General features: G+C 31.2%; 19 protein-coding genes, 1 tRNA gene, 1 other RNA gene and 1 other annotated feature. Of the genes, 3 read left to right on the forward strand and 18 right to left on the reverse strand.

All coding sequences use genetic code 11. From position 1 onward, the window contains the following. Positions 1 to 2 precede the first annotated feature (2 nt). The 4 genes from dtd to pheS all read right to left on the reverse strand — a co-directional run bounded on the left by dtd (position 3) and on the right by pheS (position 4,679). The gene (dtd, locus tag DWX29_RS03125; RefSeq protein WP_022089082.1) at positions 3 to 455 is read right to left on the reverse strand and encodes a D-aminoacyl-tRNA deacylase; all 453 of its coding nucleotides are present in this window, start codon (positions 453 to 455) and stop codon (positions 3 to 5) included. A gap of 249 nt (positions 456 to 704) precedes the next feature. After that, positions 705 to 1,202 carry an HD domain-containing protein gene (locus DWX29_RS03130; RefSeq protein ID WP_118565150.1) on the reverse strand — a complete coding sequence of 166 codons (498 nt, stop codon included), beginning with the start codon at positions 1,200 to 1,202 and terminating at the stop codon, positions 705 to 707. Between the two features lie 9 nt (positions 1,203 to 1,211). Then, positions 1,212 to 3,629 carry a phenylalanine--tRNA ligase subunit beta gene (gene pheT, locus DWX29_RS03135; RefSeq protein WP_118565151.1) on the reverse strand — a complete coding sequence of 806 codons (2,418 nt, stop codon included), beginning with the start codon at positions 3,627 to 3,629 and terminating at the stop codon, positions 1,212 to 1,214. A gap of 30 nt (positions 3,630 to 3,659) precedes the next feature. Further along, positions 3,660 to 4,679, reverse strand: a complete 1,020-nt coding sequence (gene pheS, locus DWX29_RS03140; RefSeq protein WP_022089079.1) for a phenylalanine--tRNA ligase subunit alpha — start codon at positions 4,677 to 4,679, stop codon at positions 3,660 to 3,662. Between the two features lie 72 nt (positions 4,680 to 4,751). Further along, positions 4,752 to 4,979: a binding site (T-box leader), on the reverse strand. A 262-nt stretch (positions 4,980 to 5,241) separates the two neighbouring features. Between pheS and DWX29_RS03145 the strand changes: the two genes are divergently transcribed. After that, the gene (locus DWX29_RS03145; protein ID WP_118565152.1) at positions 5,242 to 6,090 is read left to right on the forward strand and encodes a YihY/virulence factor BrkB family protein; all 849 of its coding nucleotides are present in this window, start codon (positions 5,242 to 5,244) and stop codon (positions 6,088 to 6,090) included. Here the strand turns inward: DWX29_RS03145 and DWX29_RS03150 are convergent. The 11 genes from DWX29_RS03150 to DWX29_RS03200 all read right to left on the reverse strand — a co-directional run bounded on the left by DWX29_RS03150 (position 6,080) and on the right by DWX29_RS03200 (position 19,524). Next, entirely contained in the window at positions 6,080 to 7,492 is a 1,413-nt protein-coding gene (locus tag DWX29_RS03150) for a SpoIID/LytB domain-containing protein (RefSeq protein ID WP_118565153.1), read from the reverse strand. The two genes, DWX29_RS03145 and DWX29_RS03150, sit on opposite strands and share 11 nt — an antisense overlap. A 102-nt stretch (positions 7,493 to 7,594) precedes the next feature. After that, positions 7,595 to 7,802: non-coding RNA, 6S RNA (gene ssrS, locus DWX29_RS03155), on the reverse strand. Positions 7,803 to 7,959: 157 nt separating this feature from the next. Then, positions 7,960 to 8,619 (reverse strand): transferase, encoded by a 660-nt coding sequence (locus tag DWX29_RS03160; RefSeq protein WP_022089076.1) that lies wholly within the window; start codon positions 8,617 to 8,619, stop codon positions 7,960 to 7,962. Between the two features lie 87 nt (positions 8,620 to 8,706). After that, complete coding sequence (glmS, locus tag DWX29_RS03165) at positions 8,707 to 10,527, reverse strand: glutamine--fructose-6-phosphate transaminase (isomerizing) (RefSeq protein WP_022089075.1); 1,821 nt, start codon at positions 10,525 to 10,527, stop codon at positions 8,707 to 8,709. After that, the gene (locus tag DWX29_RS03170) at positions 10,527 to 12,599 is read right to left on the reverse strand and encodes a DNA topoisomerase (protein WP_022089074.1); all 2,073 of its coding nucleotides are present in this window, start codon (positions 12,597 to 12,599) and stop codon (positions 10,527 to 10,529) included. The genes glmS and DWX29_RS03170 overlap by 1 nt, the downstream gene beginning before the upstream one ends. A gap of 24 nt (positions 12,600 to 12,623) precedes the next feature. Then, the gene (yfbR, locus tag DWX29_RS03175; RefSeq protein ID WP_022089073.1) at positions 12,624 to 13,196 is read right to left on the reverse strand and encodes a 5'-deoxynucleotidase; all 573 of its coding nucleotides are present in this window, start codon (positions 13,194 to 13,196) and stop codon (positions 12,624 to 12,626) included. Between the two features lie 235 nt (positions 13,197 to 13,431). Then, positions 13,432 to 14,919, reverse strand: a complete 1,488-nt coding sequence (thrC, locus tag DWX29_RS03180) for a threonine synthase (RefSeq protein WP_117910160.1) — start codon at positions 14,917 to 14,919, stop codon at positions 13,432 to 13,434. 21 nt (positions 14,920 to 14,940) lie between these two features. Next, a complete protein-coding gene (gene leuD, locus DWX29_RS03185) occupies positions 14,941 to 15,426 on the reverse strand; it encodes a 3-isopropylmalate dehydratase small subunit (RefSeq protein WP_022089071.1) in 486 nt (161 codons plus the stop codon). Positions 15,427 to 15,435: 9 nt separating this feature from the next. Then, positions 15,436 to 16,701 carry a 3-isopropylmalate dehydratase large subunit gene (gene leuC / locus DWX29_RS03190; RefSeq protein ID WP_022089070.1) on the reverse strand — a complete coding sequence of 422 codons (1,266 nt, stop codon included), beginning with the start codon at positions 16,699 to 16,701 and terminating at the stop codon, positions 15,436 to 15,438. A gap of 88 nt (positions 16,702 to 16,789) precedes the next feature. Continuing rightward, positions 16,790 to 18,991, reverse strand: coding sequence for a beta-propeller domain-containing protein (locus DWX29_RS03195; RefSeq protein WP_118565154.1), 2,202 nt, complete (start codon positions 18,989 to 18,991; stop codon positions 16,790 to 16,792). Between the two features lie 2 nt (positions 18,992 to 18,993). Beyond that, the gene (locus DWX29_RS03200) at positions 18,994 to 19,524 is read right to left on the reverse strand and encodes a sigma-70 family RNA polymerase sigma factor (RefSeq protein ID WP_118565155.1); all 531 of its coding nucleotides are present in this window, start codon (positions 19,522 to 19,524) and stop codon (positions 18,994 to 18,996) included. Positions 19,525 to 19,669: 145 nt separating this feature from the next. On the opposite strand from DWX29_RS03200, the gene DWX29_RS03205 reads away from it, so the two are divergent. Both DWX29_RS03205 and DWX29_RS03210 read left to right on the forward strand, forming a co-directional pair. Then, positions 19,670 to 19,759: transfer RNA gene (locus DWX29_RS03205), tRNA-Ser, on the forward strand. 653 nt (positions 19,760 to 20,412) lie between these two features. Continuing rightward, entirely contained in the window at positions 20,413 to 21,321 is a 909-nt protein-coding gene (locus DWX29_RS03210) for a TIGR01212 family radical SAM protein (protein WP_118565156.1), read from the forward strand. Positions 21,322 to 21,325: 4 nt separating this feature from the next. Here the strand turns inward: DWX29_RS03210 and DWX29_RS03215 are convergent, their stop codons facing one another. From DWX29_RS03215 to DWX29_RS03225, 3 genes are all read right to left on the reverse strand, one after another. Further along, a complete protein-coding gene (locus DWX29_RS03215; protein WP_118565157.1) occupies positions 21,326 to 22,339 on the reverse strand; it encodes a hypothetical protein in 1,014 nt (337 codons plus the stop codon). A gap of 10 nt (positions 22,340 to 22,349) precedes the next feature. Further along, complete coding sequence (locus DWX29_RS03220) at positions 22,350 to 22,883, reverse strand: RNA polymerase sigma factor (protein ID WP_022089064.1); 534 nt, start codon at positions 22,881 to 22,883, stop codon at positions 22,350 to 22,352. Positions 22,884 to 23,081: 198 nt separating this feature from the next. After that, positions 23,082 to 24,554, reverse strand: coding sequence for a nicotinate phosphoribosyltransferase (locus DWX29_RS03225; protein ID WP_118565158.1), 1,473 nt, complete (start codon positions 24,552 to 24,554; stop codon positions 23,082 to 23,084). Positions 24,555 to 24,857: the final 303 nt, after the last annotated feature.

Raw genomic sequence — 24,857 nt, forward strand, 5'->3', positions numbered from 1 at the left:
CATTATTTTATAATTTCCTTACTATCTAAAACAATTGTGAATGGTCCATCATTTTCCAGACTAACTTTCATATCTGCGCCAAATATTCCTTTTTCAACAACGCTTATTTCTTTTTTGCATTGTTCTATAATGTATTCATACATTTCATTTGCCATATCTGGTTTTCCCGCATTGATAAAAGAAGGTCTGTTTCCTTTTTTACAATCTGCATACAAAGTAAATTGTGAAATAAGTAAAAGTTCACCTGATACATCTTTTAAACTAATATTTGTTTTTCCATTTTCATCTTCAAAAATTCTTAAGCCAATCATTTTCTTAATCATTTTATCAGCTATTTCCTTTGTATCATTTTCAGATATACCTATAAGTACCATATATCCTTTATCAATTTTACCTACTACATTTCCATCAACCTTAACTGATGCATGATTTACTCTTTGTATTACAAATTTCATTTTATTCTCCTGTGCAATATGTAATGCCCCTGCCCTTCGGTCAGCGGCTATTCGTCGGAAACATTTATAAAAAATGAACTTCGTTCATTTTGTTTCCTACTATAACAACAAAGGAAAGGTTGAAATTTTATTCCAACCTTCCCTGTTTAATTTAATCCTACAGATATATGAAAAACTTTGCTCACATACATCCGCACAGACAATGTTCCTTTCTTTATTGGAACTTTGCAAATAATGCATGAATTAAAATTATTTAATTCCAAACATCGTTCTGCATATACGCTTGCCTGATTCTGTCTTAAATACAGCTTCATAAGCAGCCTTTACATTCTGAGACGGAAATCCGTCTTCATACATATTAACTAAAAAATCTGCTTCAACTAAAATCTGGTAATCGCTGTCACATATATCATTATATGTGTGATGATGAGCAACTAAATAACTTACTCTTTCAATGACATCTTTAGGATAACCTAATTCATTTAACATTTTTTCAGCAATTTCAGGTCCAAGTTTTTCCTGTAATTTTCCACTACAGTTTCCTTTTCCATGTACTTCTTCTGCTTTTTTTATTCCAATATCATGAACTAAAGCTGTTGTTTCTAAAGCGAACTGCTCTTTTTCAGGAATATTTTCCATTGTTCCAATGAGTCTACAATATTCAAATACTTTTGTAAAATGCTGTATTCTCTTTGGATCGCCTTCATAATACTCAATCATTTTATTAAAAAGTTCTATATGATCCATTTTTGTCCTTTAACCTCTTAATTCAATACCAAGTTCCTGTAATCCTTTAAGAATCTTGTCCATTGCCTTTGTGATATCAGCTTCTTCAAGTGTTCTGTCACTTGCTCTAAATACAATCTTATATGCAACTGACTTAAATCCTTCTTCAATCTGATTTCCTTCATAAATATCAAACAACTGATAGTTTTCAAGATTCTTTCCGGCACATTTCTCTATTACTTCTTCAATCTGACCTACAAGTATTTCTTTTGGAACTACCATACTAATATCTCTTGTTACAGCAGGATATTTAGCAATTCCTTTATATTTTGTATCAAATGATGCCATTTCAACGATATATGGCATATCAATTACTGCAACATATACTCTGTCTTTAATATTATAGTTATCTAATACTTCAGGATGAACTTCTCCTAAATAACCAACAACTGTATCATTATAAATAACATTTGCCTGACGTCCCGGATGTAAAAATGTCTTTCCTGCTTTAGCATCATATGTTACTTTTTTATCCATTCCAACCTGTGAAAAGAATTCTTCTACAACACCTTTCATTGTAAAGAAATCACCTTCTCCATAAAATCCAAGTGTAAACTGCATTCTTTCATCTGGAAGTTCTGTTACAGGCATTGATTTTGGAAGATAAATATTTCCAAGTTCAAATAACTTAACATTCTTATTTCTTCTATTGAAGTTTGTTGCAAGTGATGTAAGCATTCCATTTAACGATGTAGTTCTCATTACACTAAAATCTTCACCTAATGGATTCATTATAGAAACTGTATTTCTAAGTTCTGAATCTTCAGGTAATAAAAGTTTATCAAATACTTTCTTGCTTTCAAATGAATATGTCATTGCCTGAGAGAATCCACAGAACCGTGCAACTGAACTTGCAATTTTTTCAATCTGTACTTTAAGTGGAATCTTACCTGATGTTGATTCTCCTGACGGAAGTGTCATTGGAATCTTGTCATATCCATAAAATCTTGCGATTTCTTCTGCAATATCACATGTTCTGTATAAATCCTGTCTAAATGTAGGAACTGTAATTAACTGTGTATTATCATCATATTTTAATTCTAATGCAGGGAAGTAACTTAACATTTCCTCTTTTGATAAGTCTGTTCCTAATAACTTGTTAATTTTTTCAGGCTCAAATTTAACTGTATTTTCTTCTTTCTTTTCAGGATAGATATCTACTATTCCGGCAACAACTTCACCTGCTCCAAGTTCTTCTATTAACTGACATGCTCTGTTGATTGCTGCTTCAGCATTATTAGGGTCTAATCCTTTTTCAAATTTTCCTGATGCATCTGTTCTTAAGCCTAAACGTTTTGATGATAAACGGATGTTAGTTCCATCAAAGCATGCTGCCTCAAATACCATATCTTTAACATCATCTGTGATTTTTGAATTTTCTCCACCCATGATTCCTGCTAATCCAATTGCTTTTTCTCCATCACATATCATAAGCATTTCACTATCAAGATTTCTTTCCTGTCCATCAAGTGTTGTAAATGTTTCACCATCATTTGCACGTCTTACAACAATCTGTTTACCTGCAATTGTATCTAAATCGTAAGCATGCATTGGCTGACCAAATTCTTCCATAACATAATTTGTAATGTCTACAAGATTGTTAATTGGTCTGATTCCACAAGCTGCTAAACGTCTCTGCATCCATTTAGGTGATGGTCCAATTTTTACGTTTTTAACTACTTTTGCACAATATCTTGAGCATAAATCAGAATCTTTAACTTCTACTTTAATATATTCGTTAACATCTCCATCTGTTCCAACTGCATGAGTTTCAGGTGCATGGAATGGTTTTCTAAATGTTGCTGCAGCTTCTCTTGCAATACCAATTACACTGTAGCAGTCAACTCTGTTAGATGTAATTTCATATTCAAATACACTGTCATGTAATCCTAATGCTTCTACTGCATCACTTCCTACCTCTGTTCCTTCAGGGAAAATATAAATTCCATTTTCAGGTGCTTCCGGGTACATTTCATTTGTTGAGCCCAATTCTTCTATTGAACACATCATACCAAAACTTTCAACTCCACGAAGTTTTCCTTTTTTGATTTTAATACCACCCGGAGTCTTTGAGCCGTCATGTCCTCCGGCAACTCTTCCTCCATCAAGAACAACTGGTACGATGGCACCTTCAAATACATTCTGTGCTCCGGTAACAATCTGTACTGTTTCTTTTCCAACATTAACCTGACAGACAACAAGTTTATCTGCATCAGGATGCTTTTCAATTTTTTCTATTTTACCTACAACAATTTTATCAAGGTCAGCATCTAATCTTTCAAATCCTTCTACCTTTGTACCTGACAAAGTCATTGCATCCATATATTCCTGATCTGTACAATCCAAATCATCAACATATGCTTTAATCCAAGATAATGGTGTATTCATGATTAATTCTTCCTTTCTCTATAAACAAAATTAGAACTGTGATAAGAAACGATCATCATTTTCATATAACAATCTCATATCATCGATTTCATATTTTAATAATGCGATTCTTTCCAAACCAACGCCGAAAGCAAATCCAGTATATTCTTCAGGATCAATTCCACTCATTTCTAATACATGAGGATGAACCATACCACATCCTAAAATTTCAATCCATCCTTCACCTTTACAGAATCTGCATCCTTTTCCTCCACATTTAAAGCATGTAACGTCCATTTCAGCACTTGGCTCTGTGAATGGGAAATGATGAGGTCTGAATTTAACCTTTGTATCTGCTCCAAATAATTCTTTTGCAAATTCCTGTAATGTTCCTTTTAAGTCAGCAAATGTAACATTCTTATCTATTACAAGTCCTTCTACCTGATGGAAAGATGGTGAATGTGTTGCATCTACTTCATCTGAACGGAAAACTCTTCCCGGTGAAATAATTCTGATAGGAGGTTTCTCATTTTCCATTACATGCACCTGAACTGATGATGTCTGAGTTCTTAAAACCATATTTCTGTTTATGTAGAAAGTATCCTGTTCATCTTTAGCCGGATGGTTTGCCGGAATATTTAAAGCTTCAAAGTTATAGTAATCATATTCAACTTCCGGACCTTCAACAACTTCATATCCAAGTCCTACGAAAATCTTTTCTAATTCTTCTAATGCAACTGTATTTGGATGTAAATGACCAATCTTATTTTTCTTTGCAGGAAGTGTAACATCAATTACCTCTGCTTTTAATTTAGCTTCCCTTGCTTTAGCAGCTAAATTATTTTTAACTTCTTCCATTTTTTCTTCGATGGCTGCTCTTGTTTCATTTACCATCTGTCCAACCTTAGGTCTGTCTTCAGGAGCAACATCCTTCATTCCTTTAAGTACTTCTGTTAACTGACCTTTTTTACCTAAATAAGCAACTCTAATTTCGTTTAACTTATCTAAGTTTTCTGATTCTAAGATTTTAGAAACAGCTTCTTCTCTGATTGCTTTTAACTTTTCCTTCATTATTTATTTTTCCTTTCACTTATTTTCGGATACTGTTTAAAATATTTTTTTGCATAAAAAAAGTACCCTTGATTAAGGGACGGAAATATCCGCGGTACCACCCTAGTTCCTGATTAAAATAATCAAGCTCTCTATATGCTTAACGCGCATAAACGTCATTCATTACTAAGAAAATTCCGTTTACAAATGCAGCTCCAGTGGGAAATTCAAATTGCAGCGTAACCTAAAAAATCTCTCAGCCGATGAATCTTTCTCTCTTAAAGAATACTGCAACTTTACTTACACTATCATTGCCTTTAACTTTAGTAATTCTAACACACATAAAATTTAGTGTCAACACGCTAATTAGGCATTATTTAACTCATTTTGCAGCAATAACCATTCTGCTGTTGTTACTCTGTTCATTATTAGTTTTCGTCTTTCTTGTTTCATTAAACAAAAAATGTTATAATAAATATGTTTTCCTTAAATTACTAAAGGAATTATTTAAATACAAAAAGAATATAATTATTTATTAGAAGTAATATCATTTTCTTCTATTTAAAATGAAAAGGGTATATTTATGAAAAAAATAGAAAATAAATTTATCAACACTATCATGGATTTTGTTAATGCAATTGGTAAAGACAAGGTTGGTGTATATAGTGCTCAGGCCTCTTTCTTTATTATGCTTTCAATTTTTCCATTTGCTATGTTGATTTTAAATATGATTGGGCTTACTCCAATCACTGAAGACTACATAGTTAATTTTGCAAATTCTTATTTACCTGATAGCGTTAAGCCTCTTATTATTCAAATAATAAACGAGATGTATTCAAATGTATCCGGTACTGTTATTTCCATTACAGCTATTGTCGCTATATGGTCTGCGTCAAAAGGTGTATTATCTGTTATGTTTGGTATATATAATATTTATAATGTGCATTCATCAAGGAACTATTTTATATCACGATTTATCTCTATGATATATACTGTTTTCTTTGTAATTGCCATGGTTGTCACATTAGTACTTTTAGTATTTGGAAACAAACTGTTTAAACTTGCAATTTCAATTGTTCCGCCTTTGATAAATGTTTCTGTTTTATATACAATAACAAGTTACTCGGCAGTTTTTATAATATTAACACTATTCTTTCTAATAATATTCAAGGTTGCAAATTTAAAGTTAGCTAAATTCAGGAAAATATTACCTGGAGCTGTATTCAGTTCTCTTGGATGGATTTTGTTTTCATTTGCATTTTCAATTTATGTAGATAATTTTTCTAATATGACATATATGTATGGCAGCTTAACCGCAGTTATAATTATGATGTTTTGGATTTACTTTTGTATTTACATTTTATTTATCGGAGCAGAAATAAATGTTTATTTTTATCCTGAAATTTCAAAAAAAACAGCAATTAACCACTAACGGCAATTGCTGTTTTTTTATAAAAAAATTCAATTATATCTTCGTAACTATAGCCGGAAAGTGCAAGTTCTTTGCAACCATTCTGACTCATTCCGCAACCGTGTCCAAATCCTCCACCATATATTTTAATCCCCCACCATTTTCCATTCCTATAAATGTTTTCAATTGAAAAAAAACTACTAGGAAGCATTGACATATTACTCCTTATATCACCATCATTAAGCTTTATCCCTAAGCCATATGGATTAAGTGCTTTTCTTATATTAATTTGGTTGCTTATGCTAATCTGCTTATTTTTTCCGTACACGGTAATATTAGAAACTATACCTCCTGCACCTCTATTATTAATTTCTATTTTGCTAATTTTTCCTATATCGTATCCTATATAATTATTTACAACATATCTTAAATGAGACTTAGACATTTTTACATTCCATCTATAGAACGGATATTTATTTTCTAAATCCGTTTTAGATTTCTTTTTTATATAAGTATCAAAATCTGCCTGCGTTTCTGCTTCTTCTAAATTTTGTTTTACATGAACGCTTTCCAGATATTTTTGTTTTTTTGTTCCCCAAATTTTATAATCTGTAGTATACCCACATGATGTAGAAAAGAAATAAGTGTTTATTAAATTATCATTATAAGTAACTACTTCGCCTTTTGTTTGTGCTACCGCATCTTTTATTTTATTATCAGGCTCAACTATATTGTATACCTGATACGCTGTACTATCATCTCCAAAAGCATTATATTCCTTATATTTTTCATTATTAATTCTTTTTGCAATATATGTTCTTGCACAAACAGCCTGGGCTTTTAATGCTTCATTTGGATATGAGTTATTTAATTCACTTGATACAACAGCCGCTACATAGTCTTCAATTCCCACTTCATTTACTACAACAATTCCATTTTCTGTCTTATATAAATATATATCTCCTTTGTAACCGTTAATTTTTCCATTTCTTTTTATCGAGTTAATATGAATTTTTTTCTTATTATTTGAAATCTTTATTATACTACTTCCATTAAAATATTCTGACCCACATGAAATTATTTTATCTTCATTTACAATTTCTGAATTTTGAAAGTCTTTTCCATAATTAATATTTATTTTTTCTTTTTTCTTTATTTCTATATTATTGTGATAAATCGAACTAAAATCACTATTCATAAGAACTATTCTTACATTATTCAATTCCATATTTATAATTTTTTCAGTCTGATTTTTTTCTTCATTTGCTTTGCTTTCATCATCATATATAATTTTATTAACTATGATATCCTGACCATATGTTTTTAACTGATTGATTTTTATAAGTACATCCTGACACTTAATTGTATATGCACAAAAAGTAACTATAAGTATTGTAGATAAAGCAAAAATTATCTTTTTCATTTTTTGCACCCAGCCTTTCAAATACGACTTACAGCTTTATATCTAAATTTACTATTACATAAGAAAGGCACAGCAAAAATGCTGTGCCAACTTATCTTTTGATTTATACTCGAAATGCCGTCCTTGCCTTTTGAGTCCTAGCTTGCGCCAGGTGGGCAACCGCATTCACACTTCTGCCTTCCACTAGCTAGCCACCTGTACTATGTACTGACGGCATATATGAGGCCTGACATCCATGCAAAGATATAGGAATCCCGTCTCGATAAATGTAGGTTCAAAATATACAAGTCTACGAGCATTCCAAGGAAACAAACACAATCAATGACTGTGTTGTTTGTAATATTATTATAGAATATATTATTCTTTTTATCAATGGAAAATACTGACTATTTATTATTTTCACAAAACTTTAACATTATAATTTGCATTTCCACTTGAAGATTGTCGTATAACAATCTATTTTTACCTTATCTTTTTTCTACTATTTCTCCCTGCTTTTTGTAGATTGAATTGGCTTTAACTACGCCTCTAACACTTGATAAAGGATAGATATTTACATTTCTTCCAATGACTGTTCCCGGATTTAGGACTGAACCACATCCTACTTCTACGTAATCTCCAAGCATTGCTCCAAATTTCTTTAAACCTGTTTCAATCTTTTCTTCTCCATCTTTAACCACAACTAATGTTTTGTCTGATTTTACATTTGAAGTAATTGATCCGGCTCCCATATGCGAATGCGTTCCTAAAATACTATCTCCAACATAATTATAGTGTGGGACCTGAACAGTATTGAATAATACAACATTTTTTAATTCTGTAGAATTACCAACAACACAATCTTTTCCAACAATAACTTTTCCACGGATAAATGCCCCAGGTCTTACTTCTGTACCTTCATCAATTATCAATGGTCCGTTTAATGTTGCTGTTTTTGCTATTGTTACATCTTTAGCAATCCATATATCTTCCTGTGGATGGTCAAATTTATCTTTCGGCAAAGTCTTACCTAATTCAATTATAAAATCACCTATATTAGCTAATACTTCCCATGGATATTCTACCCCATCAAATAATTTAGCTGCAATTGTTTCGTTTAAATCATATAAATCTTTTATTTTGTACATTCTAGCACCTCTCTTTGTGAATTATTTTTCTTTCACTATTTAAAGAAAAACTGTTACTAATATAAGTAACAGTTTTTCGATATGATCTTATTCTACTGTAACTGATTTTGCAAGATTTCTTGGTTTATCTACATTTAATCCTTTTAATACAGAAGTATAATAAGCTATCATCTGTAACGGAATAACTGTTACCATTGGCATTAATACATCTTCTAATTCAGGTACTTCTACTATATAATCATTTACACCTTCTGCAAACTGCTCTCCTTCCTTACAAACAGTAATTGTCATTGCCCCTCTTGATTTAACTTCAACAATATTGCTTACTGTTTTTTCAAGTAAGTGACTCTGTGTAGCAACTGCTATTACCGGCATACCATCTGTAATAAGAGAAATTGTTCCGTGTTTTAATTCGCCTGCAGCATAACTTTCAGAATGAATGTATGAAATCTCTTTCAACTTAAGTGAGCCTTCCATACTAAGTGCATAATCAAGCCCTCTACCAATATATAATAAGCTTGACGCTGTTATTAACTTGCTGGCAATATATTTACATTTACTCTCAGCCTGCATTGTTTTTTCTAAAACTTCAGGAATATTCTTTAACTCTTCTGTAAGTCTCTTACACTCTGCTTCGTCTATACATCCTTTAGCATATGCCATTTCAAATGCTATTAAATACATAACAGACATCTGTACTGAGAAAGCTTTTGTTGATGCTACTGAGATTTCAGGACCTGCATGAGTATAAAGAACCATATCTGATTCTCTTGCAATTGAAGAGCCCTTAACATTAACAATTGAAAGTACTTCTGCGCCTCTTTCATGTGCTAACTGCAATGCTGCCTTAGTATCTGCCGTTTCACCTGACTGTGATACAACAACCATCAAATCATCTTTTCCAATTATAGGGTCTCTATATCTAAATTCTGATGCAATATCAACTGTGACTTCTGTTCTTGCTAATTTTTCAATTACATACTTTCCAACCATTCCTGCATGCATTGCTGTACCACATGCAACAATAAATAACTTATGATATGATTTTAATTTTTCAGGTGTAAGTCCACATTCTGATAAATCAGGCATACCATTCACAATTCTTGGTGCAATTGTTGTATTTACTGCTGTTGGCTGTTCATGTATTTCTTTTAACATGAAATGTTCATATCCACCCTTTTCAGCCGCATCCATATCAAGTTCTGAAACCTGAATTTCTTTCTTAATATTCTGCTTATGAAAATCACAAAATTCAATTCTATCTGACTTAATTGTTGCAATCTCACCATATTCAAGAAGATAATAATTTCTTGTATATTTTAAGATTGCAGGTACATCGCTGGCGATAAAGTTTTCTTCTTCACCTTTTCCAATAATTAACGGGCTGTCTTTTCTTACTGCATAAATTGTATCAGGAAAATCTTTAAAAATAATTCCCAATGCATATGCACCTGTAACATCTTTTAATGTCTTAATTATTGCATCTATAGGATCACCTTCATAATAGTAATCTAATAATTTTGCAACTGTTTCTGTATCTGTTTCACTTACAAATGTATATCCTTTATCAATTAGGAAATCTTTAATTTCTTTATAATTTTCTATAATCCCATTGTGTACAATTGATACTCTCTTATTTCCATGTGGATGAGAGTTAATGTCTGATGGTTCACCATGTGTTGCCCATCTTGTATGTCCAATACCACAATGTCCATATGGTTTATGTTCTTTTTTCATTTTTTCTGTAAGGTTCTTTAATTCTCCTTTTGCCTTACATACAGATATTTCACCTTTTTCAAATACTGCTATTCCTGCTGAATCATATCCTCTATACTCAAGTTTACTTAATGAGTCTATTAATACATCAGCGCAGTCTTTACTGCCCACATATCCTACTATTCCACACATTATTTGTTCCTCCTGTAAAATTGTGCCACATAATTATAGTAATTCACCATCTGATTAGCATTGTTGATTCTTAGAACATTATCTGTTCTACCTCTTATAAAATCATCTAATTTCTTCATATATTCATCAGCTGTTATTTCACCCTCTGCAACCTTGGTAAGACCTAATTCCCAACTTGCTGTCAATTCAGGGTTAAGAAGAGATCTTATTGACATATAAACTACGCCATAAACCATTTCTCCTAATTGCATTGGTGTCACAATCTGTGTTTTACTATTTAACTTAATGTATTCATTTTTTTGTAGTTTGGTTATTATTCCGGCTCTGGTAGCACTTGTACCAATTCCACTTCCTTTTATCTGAGCTCTTAAATCCTCGTCCTCTATAAGCTGACCTGCGTTCTCCATTGCAAGAATTAAAGAACCTGAATTATATCTTTTTGGTGGTTTTGTTTCACCTTCTTTAATATCCAGACCTACCATTGAAATTTTATCATTTTTCTTTATATTTTTCAACAATTCAAAAAATTTGCTGTCTAGTGTTAACTCCTGATTTTCACTATCATTAGTGCCATCCTGATTTTCAGCATCATTTTCCTGCTTATCTTTTGAGCTTTTCTTTTCGCCCGGAACGCCTGCAATTTCAAAATAACCTTTCTGAACTAATATTTTAAAATTGCTTCCAAATTGTTCCATTGTTTCACTACCATCTTTGAAAACAGATTTAACATTTCCTATCAATGATGCTTTTTTGTATATAGCCGGCGGATAAAAAATACTTAAAAATCTTCTTACAATAAGCACGTATACTTTCTGTGCAACCGGTTTTAAACTATTTAAGCCATTTAATCCCTGTCCTGTAGGAATTATTGCATAATGGTCTGTTATCTTCTTATCATCTACATATTTAGTTTTTTCTAACCCTTTGTAAGAACCTGCTTTTAAAATATTTTCAGCAAATCCTTTTACCGGAGTAAATCCTCTTAATCCATTTATATTCTTATAAATCTCTTTTGATACCGCAGTAGATAAAACTCGTGCATCAGTTCTTGGATAAGTTACCAGTTTCTTTTCATATAGTTCCTGAACTACATTCAATGTTTCATCAGGATTTATCTTAAATAATCTAGAACAATCATTCTGAAGTTCTGCAAGATTAAATAACAATGGAGGTTGCTTTTTTTCATCTTTTTTAGTAATTGACTTAACCATTAATTCGACCGGCTGTGAAACATTTATTGCCTCAATTAATTCTTCTGCCGTCTTTCTTTCTTTAAAACCATTTTCCTTATATAAAAATGGTGTTTCAAAATATTTTGTATTTTCAACTGCCTTCCATTCTGCATCTACTTTGTAATCTTCAATCTGCAATTTACCATTTACTCTGTAAAATGGTGTTTTTACAAAATTTCTTATTTCCCGTTCTCTATTGCATATCATTCCTAATACGCACGTCATAACCCGACCTACAGAAATCACTGTGTATTTTTTATTTAAGAATCTTGCAATTGAATTTCCATATCTAAGAGTTAATAATCTAGAGAAATTAATTCCCATTAAATAATCTTCCTTCGCTCTTAAATAAGCCGCGTCAGACAAATTATCATATTCAGATATATCTTTTGCTTCCCTAATTCCTCTTAAAATTTCTTCTTCAGTCTGAGAGTCAATCCATACACGTTTTTGTACTTTATCATGTACTCCTGCTTCCTGAGCCACCAGTCTGTATATATATTCTCCTTCTCTTCCTGAGTCAGTACAAACATATATCGTCTCTACATCTTCTCTGTTCAAAAGACCTTTTACAATATTAAACTGCTTTTTTACTCCAGGAATTACTTCATATTTCCATTCTCCTTCCGGAATAAAAGGCAAATCCTGAATATTCCATTTTTTCAATTTTTCATCGTAACATTCCGGATAGCTCATAGTAACCAAATGACCCACACACCATGTTACTACGGCATTTTCACTTTCTAAATATCCGTCACCACGTTTTGTATTCTCTTTTAATGCTTTTGCAAATTCAGCAGCAACACTTGGTTTTTCTGCTATAAATAGTGATTTTCCCATTAACACTCCTGCCTTGTCCGGTAATTAATTTATCTCGTCTAATGTAATACTGTATGATGGAAGAAATTTTTCAATAAAAAAAGCAATCTCCGGCATCTTCATTTCGTCTATACTCTTTTTAATTGAATTTTGTGCATTAACAAAATCTGTATTTCCCATTTTTGACTCTTCTATGCACTTTATATATGCTGATAATCTATCTGCAGCCTTTACATATTTCCACTCTTCATTTTGTTCTTCTTTTAAGATAGTTCTGTAAACCTTTCTCATTTCTTCCGGCAATTCATTTATAAGCTGATTAGTAGCCACTTCCTCTACCTTTTTATAAGAATCTCTTATTTCAGGTGCATAATATTTTATAGGTGTAGGCAAATCTCCCGTAATAATTTCGGATGTATCATGAAACATCGCTAAAACCGCTATGTGTTCTGCATCATTTTGTTTATTAAAATAGATATTTCCTATAGTAGCTAAAGCATGGGAAATAACAGCCACATCTAAACTATGTTCTGCTATATTTTCCTGAATTGTATTTCGCATAAGCCCCCATCTGTTTATATATTTCATTCGGGCAAGCATACCAAAAAAATTGTTCATTTATTCTCTCCATATTACAAAAGTTTTCTACCTTTTAAATAGATACAAAGGTCTTTTTGTCATTAAACATCATCAACAAAAAGACCTTTGTATTTGTAATTTACGGTATTACCTTCGCTTACAATATATTTATATTATTTAACTTCATATTTCAAATTTTTAAATATATATCTGAGAAATAAAATAATACTTCACAAACTCTTGTGCACTACATGTTTACACAATTATGCTCTCTTTACATATTTAAAAATTTCTTTACAACAGATTCCATTTCATCTACATTGCATAAGTTATTATGACGGATTTCTGCGTTTCTGATTTCTTCAATTGCATTTGGAACTTTAACATTTCCAATCTTGCTTAATTCATCAACTAATTCAAAATCGCCAAGCTTATCATATGCAGGATTAATTGCATTCATAACACTTCTTGTAAATTTGAATGGGCTTGCTGTACTTGCAATAACAGTTACCTTATCATCATTTGTATCTTTCTTGTACTTACCATATACACATGAAGCAACTGCAGTATGAGTGTCCATAATATATCCTGTCTTGTCATATACTCGTTTAATTTCTTCTGTTGTTTCAGCTTCAGTAGCATAATTTCCATAAAAATCAGCAAGTTGCTTTCTCATTGAATCAGTAATAGTATATTTTCCGTCTTTTGCAAGTTCTGCCATTAATTCAGCATTCTTTTCTGAATCATTTTCAGCAATTTTATAAATTAATCTTTCAAGATTACTTGAAATCAAAATATCCATAGATGGTGAGTTTGTTAAAATAAACTCTCTGTTTCTATCATAGCATCCTGTTTCAAAGAAATCATAAAGTACTTTATTATCATTTGAAGCACATACTAATTTATCAATCGGAAGTCCCATATTCTTTGCATAGTAAGCTGCTAAAATGTTACCAAAGTTACCTGTTGGAACTACAACATTAATTTTTTCATCCTTAGCAACTTTTCCTTCTGCAAATAATTTTGCATATGCATATACATAATAAGCAACCTGTGGGATAAGACGTCCAATATTAATTGAGTTTGCTGATGAGAACTGGAATCCTTTTTCATCCATTTCTTTTGCAAGTTCTTTATTTCCAAATATAGCTTTAACTCCACTCTGTGCCTGGTCAAAGTTTCCATTTATTGCTACAACAAATGTGTTATCACCTTTCTGTGTAACCATCTGTTTTTCCTGAATAGGGCTTACTCCACCATGTGGATAAAATACTACAATTCTTGTTCCTTTAACATCTGCAAATCCTGCCAAAGCAGCCTTACCTGTATCACCTGATGTAGCTGTCAAAATAACAATTTCGTTTTTAACATCATTCTTTTTAGCTGATGTTGTAAGTAAATGTGGAAGTATTGACAATGCCATATCCTTAAATGCTATTGTTGCGCCATGGAAAAGTTCCAAATAGTATGCGCCATCAACTTCTGCTAATGGAGCAATTTCTTCTGTATCAAATTTAGAATCATATGCTTTATTAATACAATTCTTTAATTCTTCCTCTGTAAAGTCTGTAAAGTATAATTTCATAACTTCATATGCAACTTCCTGATATGTCATTTTTGACAATTCATTTACAGATACTTCTAACTTCGGAATAGTTGTAGGTACAAATAATCCTCCATCATCTGCTAATCCTTTTAAAATAGCCTGTGATGCCTTTACTTCTCCACCTTGTCCACGGGTACTTCTGTATAATACTTCCATCTTTTCCTCCTACTGATAACCTTATTTGTTATTTATATAGTTTATTAAACCTTCTGCTTTAATGATTTTCTGCATAAACTCCGGGAATGCCTGACCTTTAAATTCAGTTCCTTTTGTTTCATTGTAAATCATACCTGTATCAAAATTAACTCTTACCACGTCTCCTGCCTCAATGCCTTTAGCAGCTTCCGGGCATTCAATAATTGGTAAACCAATATTTATTGCATTTCTATAAAAAATTCTGGCAAATGTTTCAGCTATAACACAACTTACACCCGATGCCTTAATTGCTATTGGTGCATGTTCTCTTGATGAACCACATCCAAAGTTCTTATCAGCTACTATAATATCGCCTTCTTTGACATTTTTTACAAAATCAACGTCTATATCTTCCATACAATGCTTTGCAAGTTCCTTTGCATCAGGAACATTTAAGTATCTTGCTGGAATAATTACATCTGTATCAACATTATCGCCATATTTAAATACTCTTCCTTTAGCTTCCATTTCTGCCTCCTATAGTCCTAATTCTTCCGGTCCTGAAATCTTACCTGTAACTGCACTTGCTGCTGCTACTGCAGGGCTTGAAAGGTAAACTTCTGATTCAGGGTCTCCCATACGTCCTACAAAGTTTCTGTTTGTTGTAGCTATTGCTCTTTCTCCCTTTGCAAGAATACCCATATGTCCTCCAAGACAAGGGCCACATGTTGGTGTGCTTACTGCGCATCCGGCTTTAATGAAAGTCTGAATTAAGCCTTCTTCAATTGCCTGTAAATATACTGCCTGAGTTGCTGGGAAAATTATGGCTCTTACACCTTTTTTAACTTCTCTGCCTTCTAATACTTTGGCAGCAATTCTCATATCTTCAATTCTTCCGTTTGTACATGAACCAATAACAACCTGATCAATCTTAACTTCGCCAACTTCGTCAATTGTTCTTGTATTTTCAGGAAGATGTGGAAATGCAACTGTCGGTCTTAATTTACTTAAGTCAATAGTGTATTCCTCATCATATTCAGCATCCTCATCTGCTTCATATACTGTAAATTCTTTAGTAGAATGTTCCTTCATATACTGAATAGCCAAATCATCTACAGGGAAAATACCATTCTTTCCACCTGCTTCGATTGCCATATTTGTCATAGCGAATCTGTCATCCATAGATAAGTATTTAATTCCATCTCCAACAAATTCCATTGAGCGGTATAATGCACCGTCAACACCGATTAAACCAATTATATGTAAAATAATATCTTTTCCACTTACCCATTTAGCCGGTTTACCTGTAAGATTAAATTTAATAGCTGATGGAACTTTAAACCAAGCCTGACCTGTAGCCATACCTGCTGCCATATCAGTACTTCCTACACCTGTTGAGAAAGCTCCAAGGGCTCCATATGTACATGTATGTGAATCTGCACCAATAACTACGTCTCCGGCAACAACTAACCCTTTTTCAGGAAGTAATGCATGTTCAATTCCAACTCTTCCTGTTTCAAAGTAATTAGTAATTTCGTTTTCTTCTGCAAAATCTTTAACGCATTTATATAATTCTGCTGATTTAATATCTTTATTTGGTGTAAAATGATCTGGTACTAATGCAATTTTATCTTTGCAAAACACACAATCAACATTCATTTTTTTCATTTCGCCAATCGCTACAGGAGCTGTTACATCATTACCTAAAACCAAATCTAAATTGGCTTCAATCAACTGTCCTGCTTCGACTTTATCTAATCCCGCATGTGCTGCAAGAATTTTCTGAGTCATAGTCATTCCCATGTTCAGATTCCTCCTTAATTGAATACGCTTTTATTCTAATGCACTATTTTATAACAAAATTCAATCAGCGTCAATTGATGATAATTATTTATTTCATTTTAAATCTTAACAATTCATTATAATTATCCATATCGAGAACTATTACATTTCCATCAAATCCAATAACGTACAAATTATCGTCTATATATAATCCTCTAGAAGAATATATATTTCCGGACATTTTTATTTTTGCTCTTCTTACAAATTTTTCATTTTCTTTATCATATCCAAATATATAATAATAATTTTCTATATTACCATTTTTATATTCTTCAGCCATGAATCCGATTATATTTTTCTCATAAGATACCATAACCGCTTTATAATTATATAACGCTTCTGAATATTCAGTTCCACTTATCACCTTTCTGGATTCTAATTCAGCTTTTCCATTTTTAATATTATACATATCAAGTTTTATTTCCTGATTATTTTCATTTTCTGTATTCATTCCTAATCCTAATAAACTATCTTCTCCATAGAAATGCAAATAATCTGAGTATCCGGAAATTTTTAATTTTCCAATAATACTTGGATTTTCTATATCAGAAAAATCAACTGCAAAAAGAGGGTCTGTATTTCTATATGTAACAAAATATCCATAATCGCCCATAAATCTTGCTGAATAAATTTCTTCATTTTCAGCTAATCCTTCTGTTTTTGAAACAACTTTCATGCCTGAATCTAAAACATACAGATTATTGTGCATATCATTTTTATAGAAATCATTTTCTAAAACTTTTTCATTATATATGTCTTCGTATCCGATTACTTCATCCTGTTTATTATAAACAACAATTCTACTAACAAGATTTTTATAATCATTAACGGTTGTAACCATTCTAATATGCCCTTTATATTCATCAACAGATAAATTGTCATCTATTGTTCCATCTACAACTCCATCTGCAATTATTTTCAAATTTCCATCTTTGCATTGTATTTTTATTATTTCGGTATTGCTTTTTTCACGTACATAAACAACTTTTTCTTTTGCATATACTTCATTAAAATTAATATCCGGATATGCTTTTTTAAGATATTTTTTATATTCCTTTCTTATTTTTACATCTTTATCTTTTATATCTATTTTGCTTATATATTTTTTTCCTTCCTTTGTGTCAGAAATATCTTCCTCACTGCTTTTTGATATGCATAAATACAAATTGTCCTCACTCATATAAACATTAGTATTTCCGACAGCTATAGCCTTTGTTCCCATTATTTTGTCGGGTTTTAAAATATTAACTGATGTAACAATAACATAATCACTACCATCACTATTTTCAGGAATATAAATATCCGAAGCTGCCATTTTTTTATTTTGAACATATGGTACGCAATTGTCTATTGAAATATTGTCTATTGGTTTATTTGTAACAGTATATAAAATATTTCCAACTAATCTTGAAGAATTATAATTGCCTTCTATCTTCAAAGTTGATGCTAATTTAACATTTTCAATATCTGTTATATCGTAAATCAATATTTCTGTATTTCCCGAATAAATTGCTATATCATAACATCCCATTTTTCCGGTTGAAGAACTATATTTACTTGCAAAAACTACGAGTCTATTATCATTAACGTACATTTCCTGATACTCATATTTATTTTTATTTTTTCCTGATGATAAGTTTATTGCTCCAACCTGTTTAGTATTTTCTCCATCAGCATTGCATATTAAAACTTTACTCTTGCTTTGATTAAGAAGAAATATATTCTTGCCATTCGTCTTTACGATATCTGCTTCATCTACGCCTTGCGTCTGTACATTTGTATTGTAAGATTTAGATTGTGATGATGCTGAAGAATCTGCTACATTAGTACTTTCAGATTTTGCAGTTTTAAGTCCGTTTCTTTCTTTCATTCCATAGTAAATTGCATTATTTGCAATTTGTAAATTTTTAAGTTTATCATATATATCCGAATAACTTTCATTATTGTCTGATTTGCTCTCATTATTCTTTTCATTTACAACTACATTGAACGTTCCACTATTATTATCGTTAGTTATATAATTGTATGTAACATTAAATACTCCAACAATTAACGCAAGGCATGCGGCAATTGTTCCAATTTTAAGTATTTTCCCCTGTTTTTTTCTTTCATTACTTTTGTTTAATAATCCGTTTAATTCTTCACTGTTCATTTTGTCAGGAATTATTGTTTTATCAGATTCTTCTTTTATAAAACTTGCAATTTTTTTATTTTCTTTATTTACATCCTCAAAAAAATCTTTCTTATCCATTCCTAATCCTCCAAATATTTTTTCAATTTGTTTAAACTTCTATTCAATTTAGATCTTATGGTTGATGATTTAATATGTAATATTTTTCCGACTTCTTCACTTTTATATCCTTCTATAATGCATAATGTCACAATCATTCTGTCTGTTTTATTCAATATGCTCATAGCCATTTCCAAGTCGATTTTTTCTTCTTTATTATCTGTTTTTCCTTCAACACCTGTTAATTCATCAAATTGGATAACTTTAGGATTTTGAATTGTTACTTTATCATATTTTTCCCGCATTTGTCTTTTACATTTGCCTGATAATATTTTTATAATCCAAATATCAAATTTATCTGTGTTTTTTAGTTTTCCAATTCCTTTATAAGCATCTAAAAATGTTTCACTTACTGCATCTTTAGCCTGTTCACTGTTTCCTATTGTGTAAAATGCAAATTTGTACAAATCTCTATATACTGCTGAATACAGATTTTCAAATGCAGTCTTATTTCCCACCTTTGCTTTTTCTACATCATTGATTTCATAATCCATATTGTTTTCTCCATAATTTATTCCTGAATAAACAATAGTGTTTTCCAGGTTGTGTACACTTTACCCTTCAAATATATAGTGTTCTTCTTTTTCCGTTTTGTTGCATTCTTCTTTAAAATATGTTATAAATTTCTTGTTGCTTTTTGGAGCGGTATCGAAGAGGCCATAACGAGACTGACTCGAAATCAGTTTGTCCATTTACTTGGGCACGTGGGTTCGAATCCCACTCGCTCCGCTTTTCTCTTGTTATACACATGACTTTTTTGTATATAACAACAAAACTCATCTTACATGATTATTTGCATATTCACATGCATTACTCTTCATGTAAGATGAGTTTTTTCGTTTACGTGACTTTGACCTTATGAAATCAAATTACACTGCCATCATAAAACACCATAATAAAAAGCACATAACAGCTAAATATCCGAAGAAAATCACCATTCCTTTTTTGTTTTCATAAAATTCCATAATGAATTCCTCCTTTCTAAAATCCGATTCCTTTATTTATATAAAATTATATCATTTTTTCCTTTGTTTTTCTATGACTAAGCTTGTTTTTCCACGGACAAATATAGCCAATATAACGTCTCCTTTTTTGGTTATTTTTACATCTTATTTCACCTGTATGTATATTTTATTTTTGCTACTTTTTATGATAAGATATATTATTATGTCAAAACAAAAAAGCGTGAAACAACAAAGTGTGTTTAGTATAATAGTTTATAACTTTATGTTGGAATCAAAAAGGTCTTTCACCCACTCATTAGCAAGCTCATGTGGCCTTAAACCTTTTGCCCCTGGCATAAACTTTATACTATTATTTATGCTGACAATTTCAATATTGTCACTTTTATCATTTTACTAATTTATAAAGGAGTATTCGCAATGTATTACAACTCTTTAAATGCTTATTTAAGAAATAAATTTGGATGTAAAGTATATAAATTGTCTATAAGTTCCGGCCTTTCATGTCCTAACAGAGATGGTAATATTAGTACGGGTGGTTGTATTTTTTGTAGTGAAGGTGGTTCAGGTGACTTTGCCAGCAATCCTTCATATTCAATAACTGCCCAAATTGAGGAAGCAAAAGAAAAAGTTTCAAAGAAAATATCATCAGGTAAATACATAGCCTATTTTCAATCATTTACAAATACATATGGTTCTGTTGAATATTTAAGAAAAATATTTACAGAAGCAATAAATCATCCTGATATTGTTGCTTTGTCAATTGGGACCCGACCTGACTGTTTGCCTGACGAAGTAATTGCACTTTTAAATGAATTAAATTCAATTAAACCTGTCTGGATTGAACTTGGATTACAGACAATTCACGAAAAAACTGCAGAATTCATTAATCGCGGTTATAATTTGGATTGTTTTAATAACGCTGTAACACGTCTCAATCAAGCTAATATAGATATTATAGTACATTTAATATTAGGACTTCCCGGAGAATCTATAGAAGACATATTACAATCAGTTGATTATGTTTGCTCCTTACATATTCAAGGCATTAAGCTTCAATTACTCCACATATTAAAAAACACTACTCTTGCAGATATTTATATGCGAAATCCTTTTCATGTTTTCACTATGGATGAATATGTTTCCCTGATAGGCAAATGTCTTGAGCACATTCCTTCAAACATTGTTATTCATAGATTAACCGGAGATGGTCCAAAATCTTTATTAATAGAGCCTTTATGGAGCGGAAATAAAAAATTAGTTTTAAATACTCTCAATAAATATTTATCTGATATGGACATTATTCAAGGGAGTAAAGTTATCAACTAACTATTTACTTAACTACACCTTGTTTTGTTTCGCTCTCAAGAGTTGTTTGTATTTCCTGACTTTGTGTAGTTTCAATTTCCTGTGTATTTTCTACTTCACTGGTTTCTTCTGTCGTTACTTCACTTTCATATTCAGAAGTCGTTTCCTGACTTTCTGTTTCACTTATCGTTTCTGTGATTTCTTCTTCAGTAAAAGGTTCAGAAATCTCTTCTTCAACTATTTCTGGTTCTATATTCAATATTAGCTCATCATCGTCATTTGCCACACCCTTTTTTTCAACTTCTCCTGCCAGGGTATTAATACTTTTCCTACATAGTTTATTATAATCTTCCTTTCCTGCTTCTGCCAATTTTATACACAATGCAGCTTTTCCTAGTGAAACATTATTTTTCTTTGCAACTTTTTCAACCTTTTTATCTACTTTTATATCCTGATAAATTGTTTTAAATTTCTTTCCCTTATCAATTTCGTATTTTTCAGTATTATATTGAACTGAATTTAGTACTTCTTTTCTTGTCTTTGCATTATCTGACACAACTGTTACAAGCATAGAATTCTTATTTTTTTTCAAATATCCTTCATTCGATATTTCTTTTATAATTCCATTCATTACATCTTCGCATTTAGATTTTTCATTCAATTTGTTTCTCAATTTTTTTACAATTAACTTTGCATCTTTGTTTCCTGCTACAATTTTTTCAACGCATCCTTCCTTATTAAATTGTACCGTAATACTTGGATTAACATCTACAATTATGGAAAAAGCATATTTTTCCTCCTTAAACTGCTGTTTTGGAGAAAATACCATTATAACAATCATAATACACGCCACCATAGCAGTAACAATACCACCAAATATAACTTTATTATTCTTTCTAAATAACGGCTCATCATTACCAAAAAGTTCAGACTCGTCTTTTATTTTTTCTATTTTATTTTCACAAATTTTATTAACTAAATCCGGAGCCATTGATTCAAATTTGTCATCTAAAATTTCTTTTATATCCTTTTCTTTCATCATATGCCTCCTATGCTTCAATTTTACTCTTCATTTTTTTTAATGCTCTGTTATATTTAGATAATACAGTTGATAGCGGTAATCCTGTAATTTCAGCAATTTCTCTATGTTTCATCCCCATATATATGTACATAATTACAATCGTTCTTTCTTCTTTTTTTAATGACGCAAGTGCCTGTTCTAATAAAATTCGTTGTTCACTAACATTATTTTCATTATCTGTCACATAATTCTCCACCAAATCAAAATCAACTTTTGTAATTTTTCCATATTTTCTTATGTGGTCGAGATATACATTTTTTGCGACACGACACATCCACCCCATAGGTGTACCTTGTTTTGTGTATAAATGACTTCCATTACGCACTTTTATATATGTATTTTGCAGCATATCTTCTGCATCTTCTTTGTTTCTCGTAAGCGATAATAAAAACCCATACAATTGTTTATACGATGCATAATATAATTGTGCAAAAGATTCATTATCACCATCTGCTATTTTTGCAAATAATCCTTCATCTATTTTATTATTTTCACTTTGCATAAATATTACCTTATTATATCCCCTTTTTATTCACCCCGTAATTAGTATCATCTCATACTCTATTATCTACTAATTAAACGTGATATGTTCAATTTTTATTGCATAAATTAAATGCAAAACTGATTTTTATTGCATATAAACTAAAAAATTGAATAAAAATTAAGCAAAAAGTTTAGTTTCTATTCAACTTTTTAAGTTTTATATTTTATTTTTAGCTATTTTCTTTGTTTCGTCAATCAAAACATTTTTAAATTCCACATATTCTTCAGTTCCGTCAACATAATACTCATGTGGCATTTTTGTTCTCTTTACTTCAGGATAAATTTTTTTCATTTGTTCATTACAATACTTCTGTTTTTCTAAAATTTCCGGATCGTCATACACTAATTCACCATTTTTAAATATTGTTTTTTGTAATTTTTCTAATTTAAAATTAGTAATTGTAGTATGTTTTAATAAATTGGCCGGATCAGCAATAACTATTTTATCCCTTGATACATTTTCTATTCTTCTTGCCATTATATCTGCAATTGCATATCCTGTTTCTTTATCATATGCTCTATATAATTTTTTAAAATCAGGATTGATTGTCTTTGAAACATCATTACTTAATTTTATTTTAGGAATCCAATTTCCATCTTTCTTTAATGCAACTTCTTTATATACGCATCCCATTCTTCCTTCAGGTTTAGAAATGTTATCGCCAACACCAAGACTTGAGAACTCTGCTCCCTGTATAATTAATGATTCTATTGATTCAGCTGTAAGTCCATTGCTTAAGCATATTCCTGCATCTTCTAATCCTGCATCATCAAGCATTTTTCTTGCTTTCTTAGATAAATAAGCTAAATCTCCTGAGTCAATTCTAATTCCTTTTAATCTATAACCGTTTGGAACTAAATACTCTTTTGCAACTCTTATAGCATTTGGAACGCCACTTCTTAGAGTATCAATTGTATCAACTAATAATAAGCAATTATCCGGATAAGCTTTTGCATATGCTAAAAATGCATCATACTCAGTGTCATATGACTCAATCCAACTATGTGCCTGAGTTCCCAGTCCTTTCATATTAAGCATATCCGCAGCAATATCATTACTTGTTCCATCACATCCTGCCATAATTCCATATATTGACGCATCTATTGCTGCTTCACAACCATCTGCTCTTCTAGCTCCAAATTCCATTATTGTCACATCATCAGGAGTAGCTTCTACTATTCTTCTTGCTCCTGTTGCATGTTCCATTGCTCCGTTAACCATAGATAAAATTGCAGTTTCAATTATCTGTGCTTCAATTATAGGTGCTTTTACCGTTATTATAGGCTCATTTGGAAATACAGGAGTTCCATCAGGTATTGCATATATATCACCCGAGAATTTCAAATTTTTTAAATATTCTACAAATGACTTACCATATCCTTTTCTTTCTAAATATGATAATTCCTGTTCTCCAAAACTGAAATCTTTAATGTATTCTATTACTTTATCTAATCCTGCCATAATAGCATACCCGCCATTGTTAGGCACTTTTCTAAAGAAAACATCAAATGCAGCAATCTGATTTTGCATTCCATTCTGATAATATCCGTTCGCCATTGTAAATTCATATTCATCTGTCATAAGAGTATAATTTCTTGGTAAACGTTTATATCCATTATATATTTTCATCAAACTTACCTCTGTCTTTCTTTTTGTTTTTCACTATTCCCATTTTACTTAGTCTTATTTCTTTATTATATTTGTATATCTTTTTAATTTTATTACTTGAAGTTTAAATTGTCTACCTTTTAAAATAAAAAATACCAAACTGTGGATGTTATTCGCAACCTGATTATACTCTTTGGATTACCTCATGCTAAAAAAGAGCCTAAAAAATGCGGTCAATCCTATCGAATTAACCGCATTTCATTAAAAATCAATCTTAGTTATTGATTAACTTGTCTTCTTCATTATTCCAGCTGTAAAGTTTTC

It is taken from the genome of Eubacterium sp. AF19-12LB (genome assembly GCF_003479125.1).
Lineage (GTDB): Bacteria > Bacillota > Clostridia > Lachnospirales > Lachnospiraceae > Eubacterium_U > Eubacterium_U album.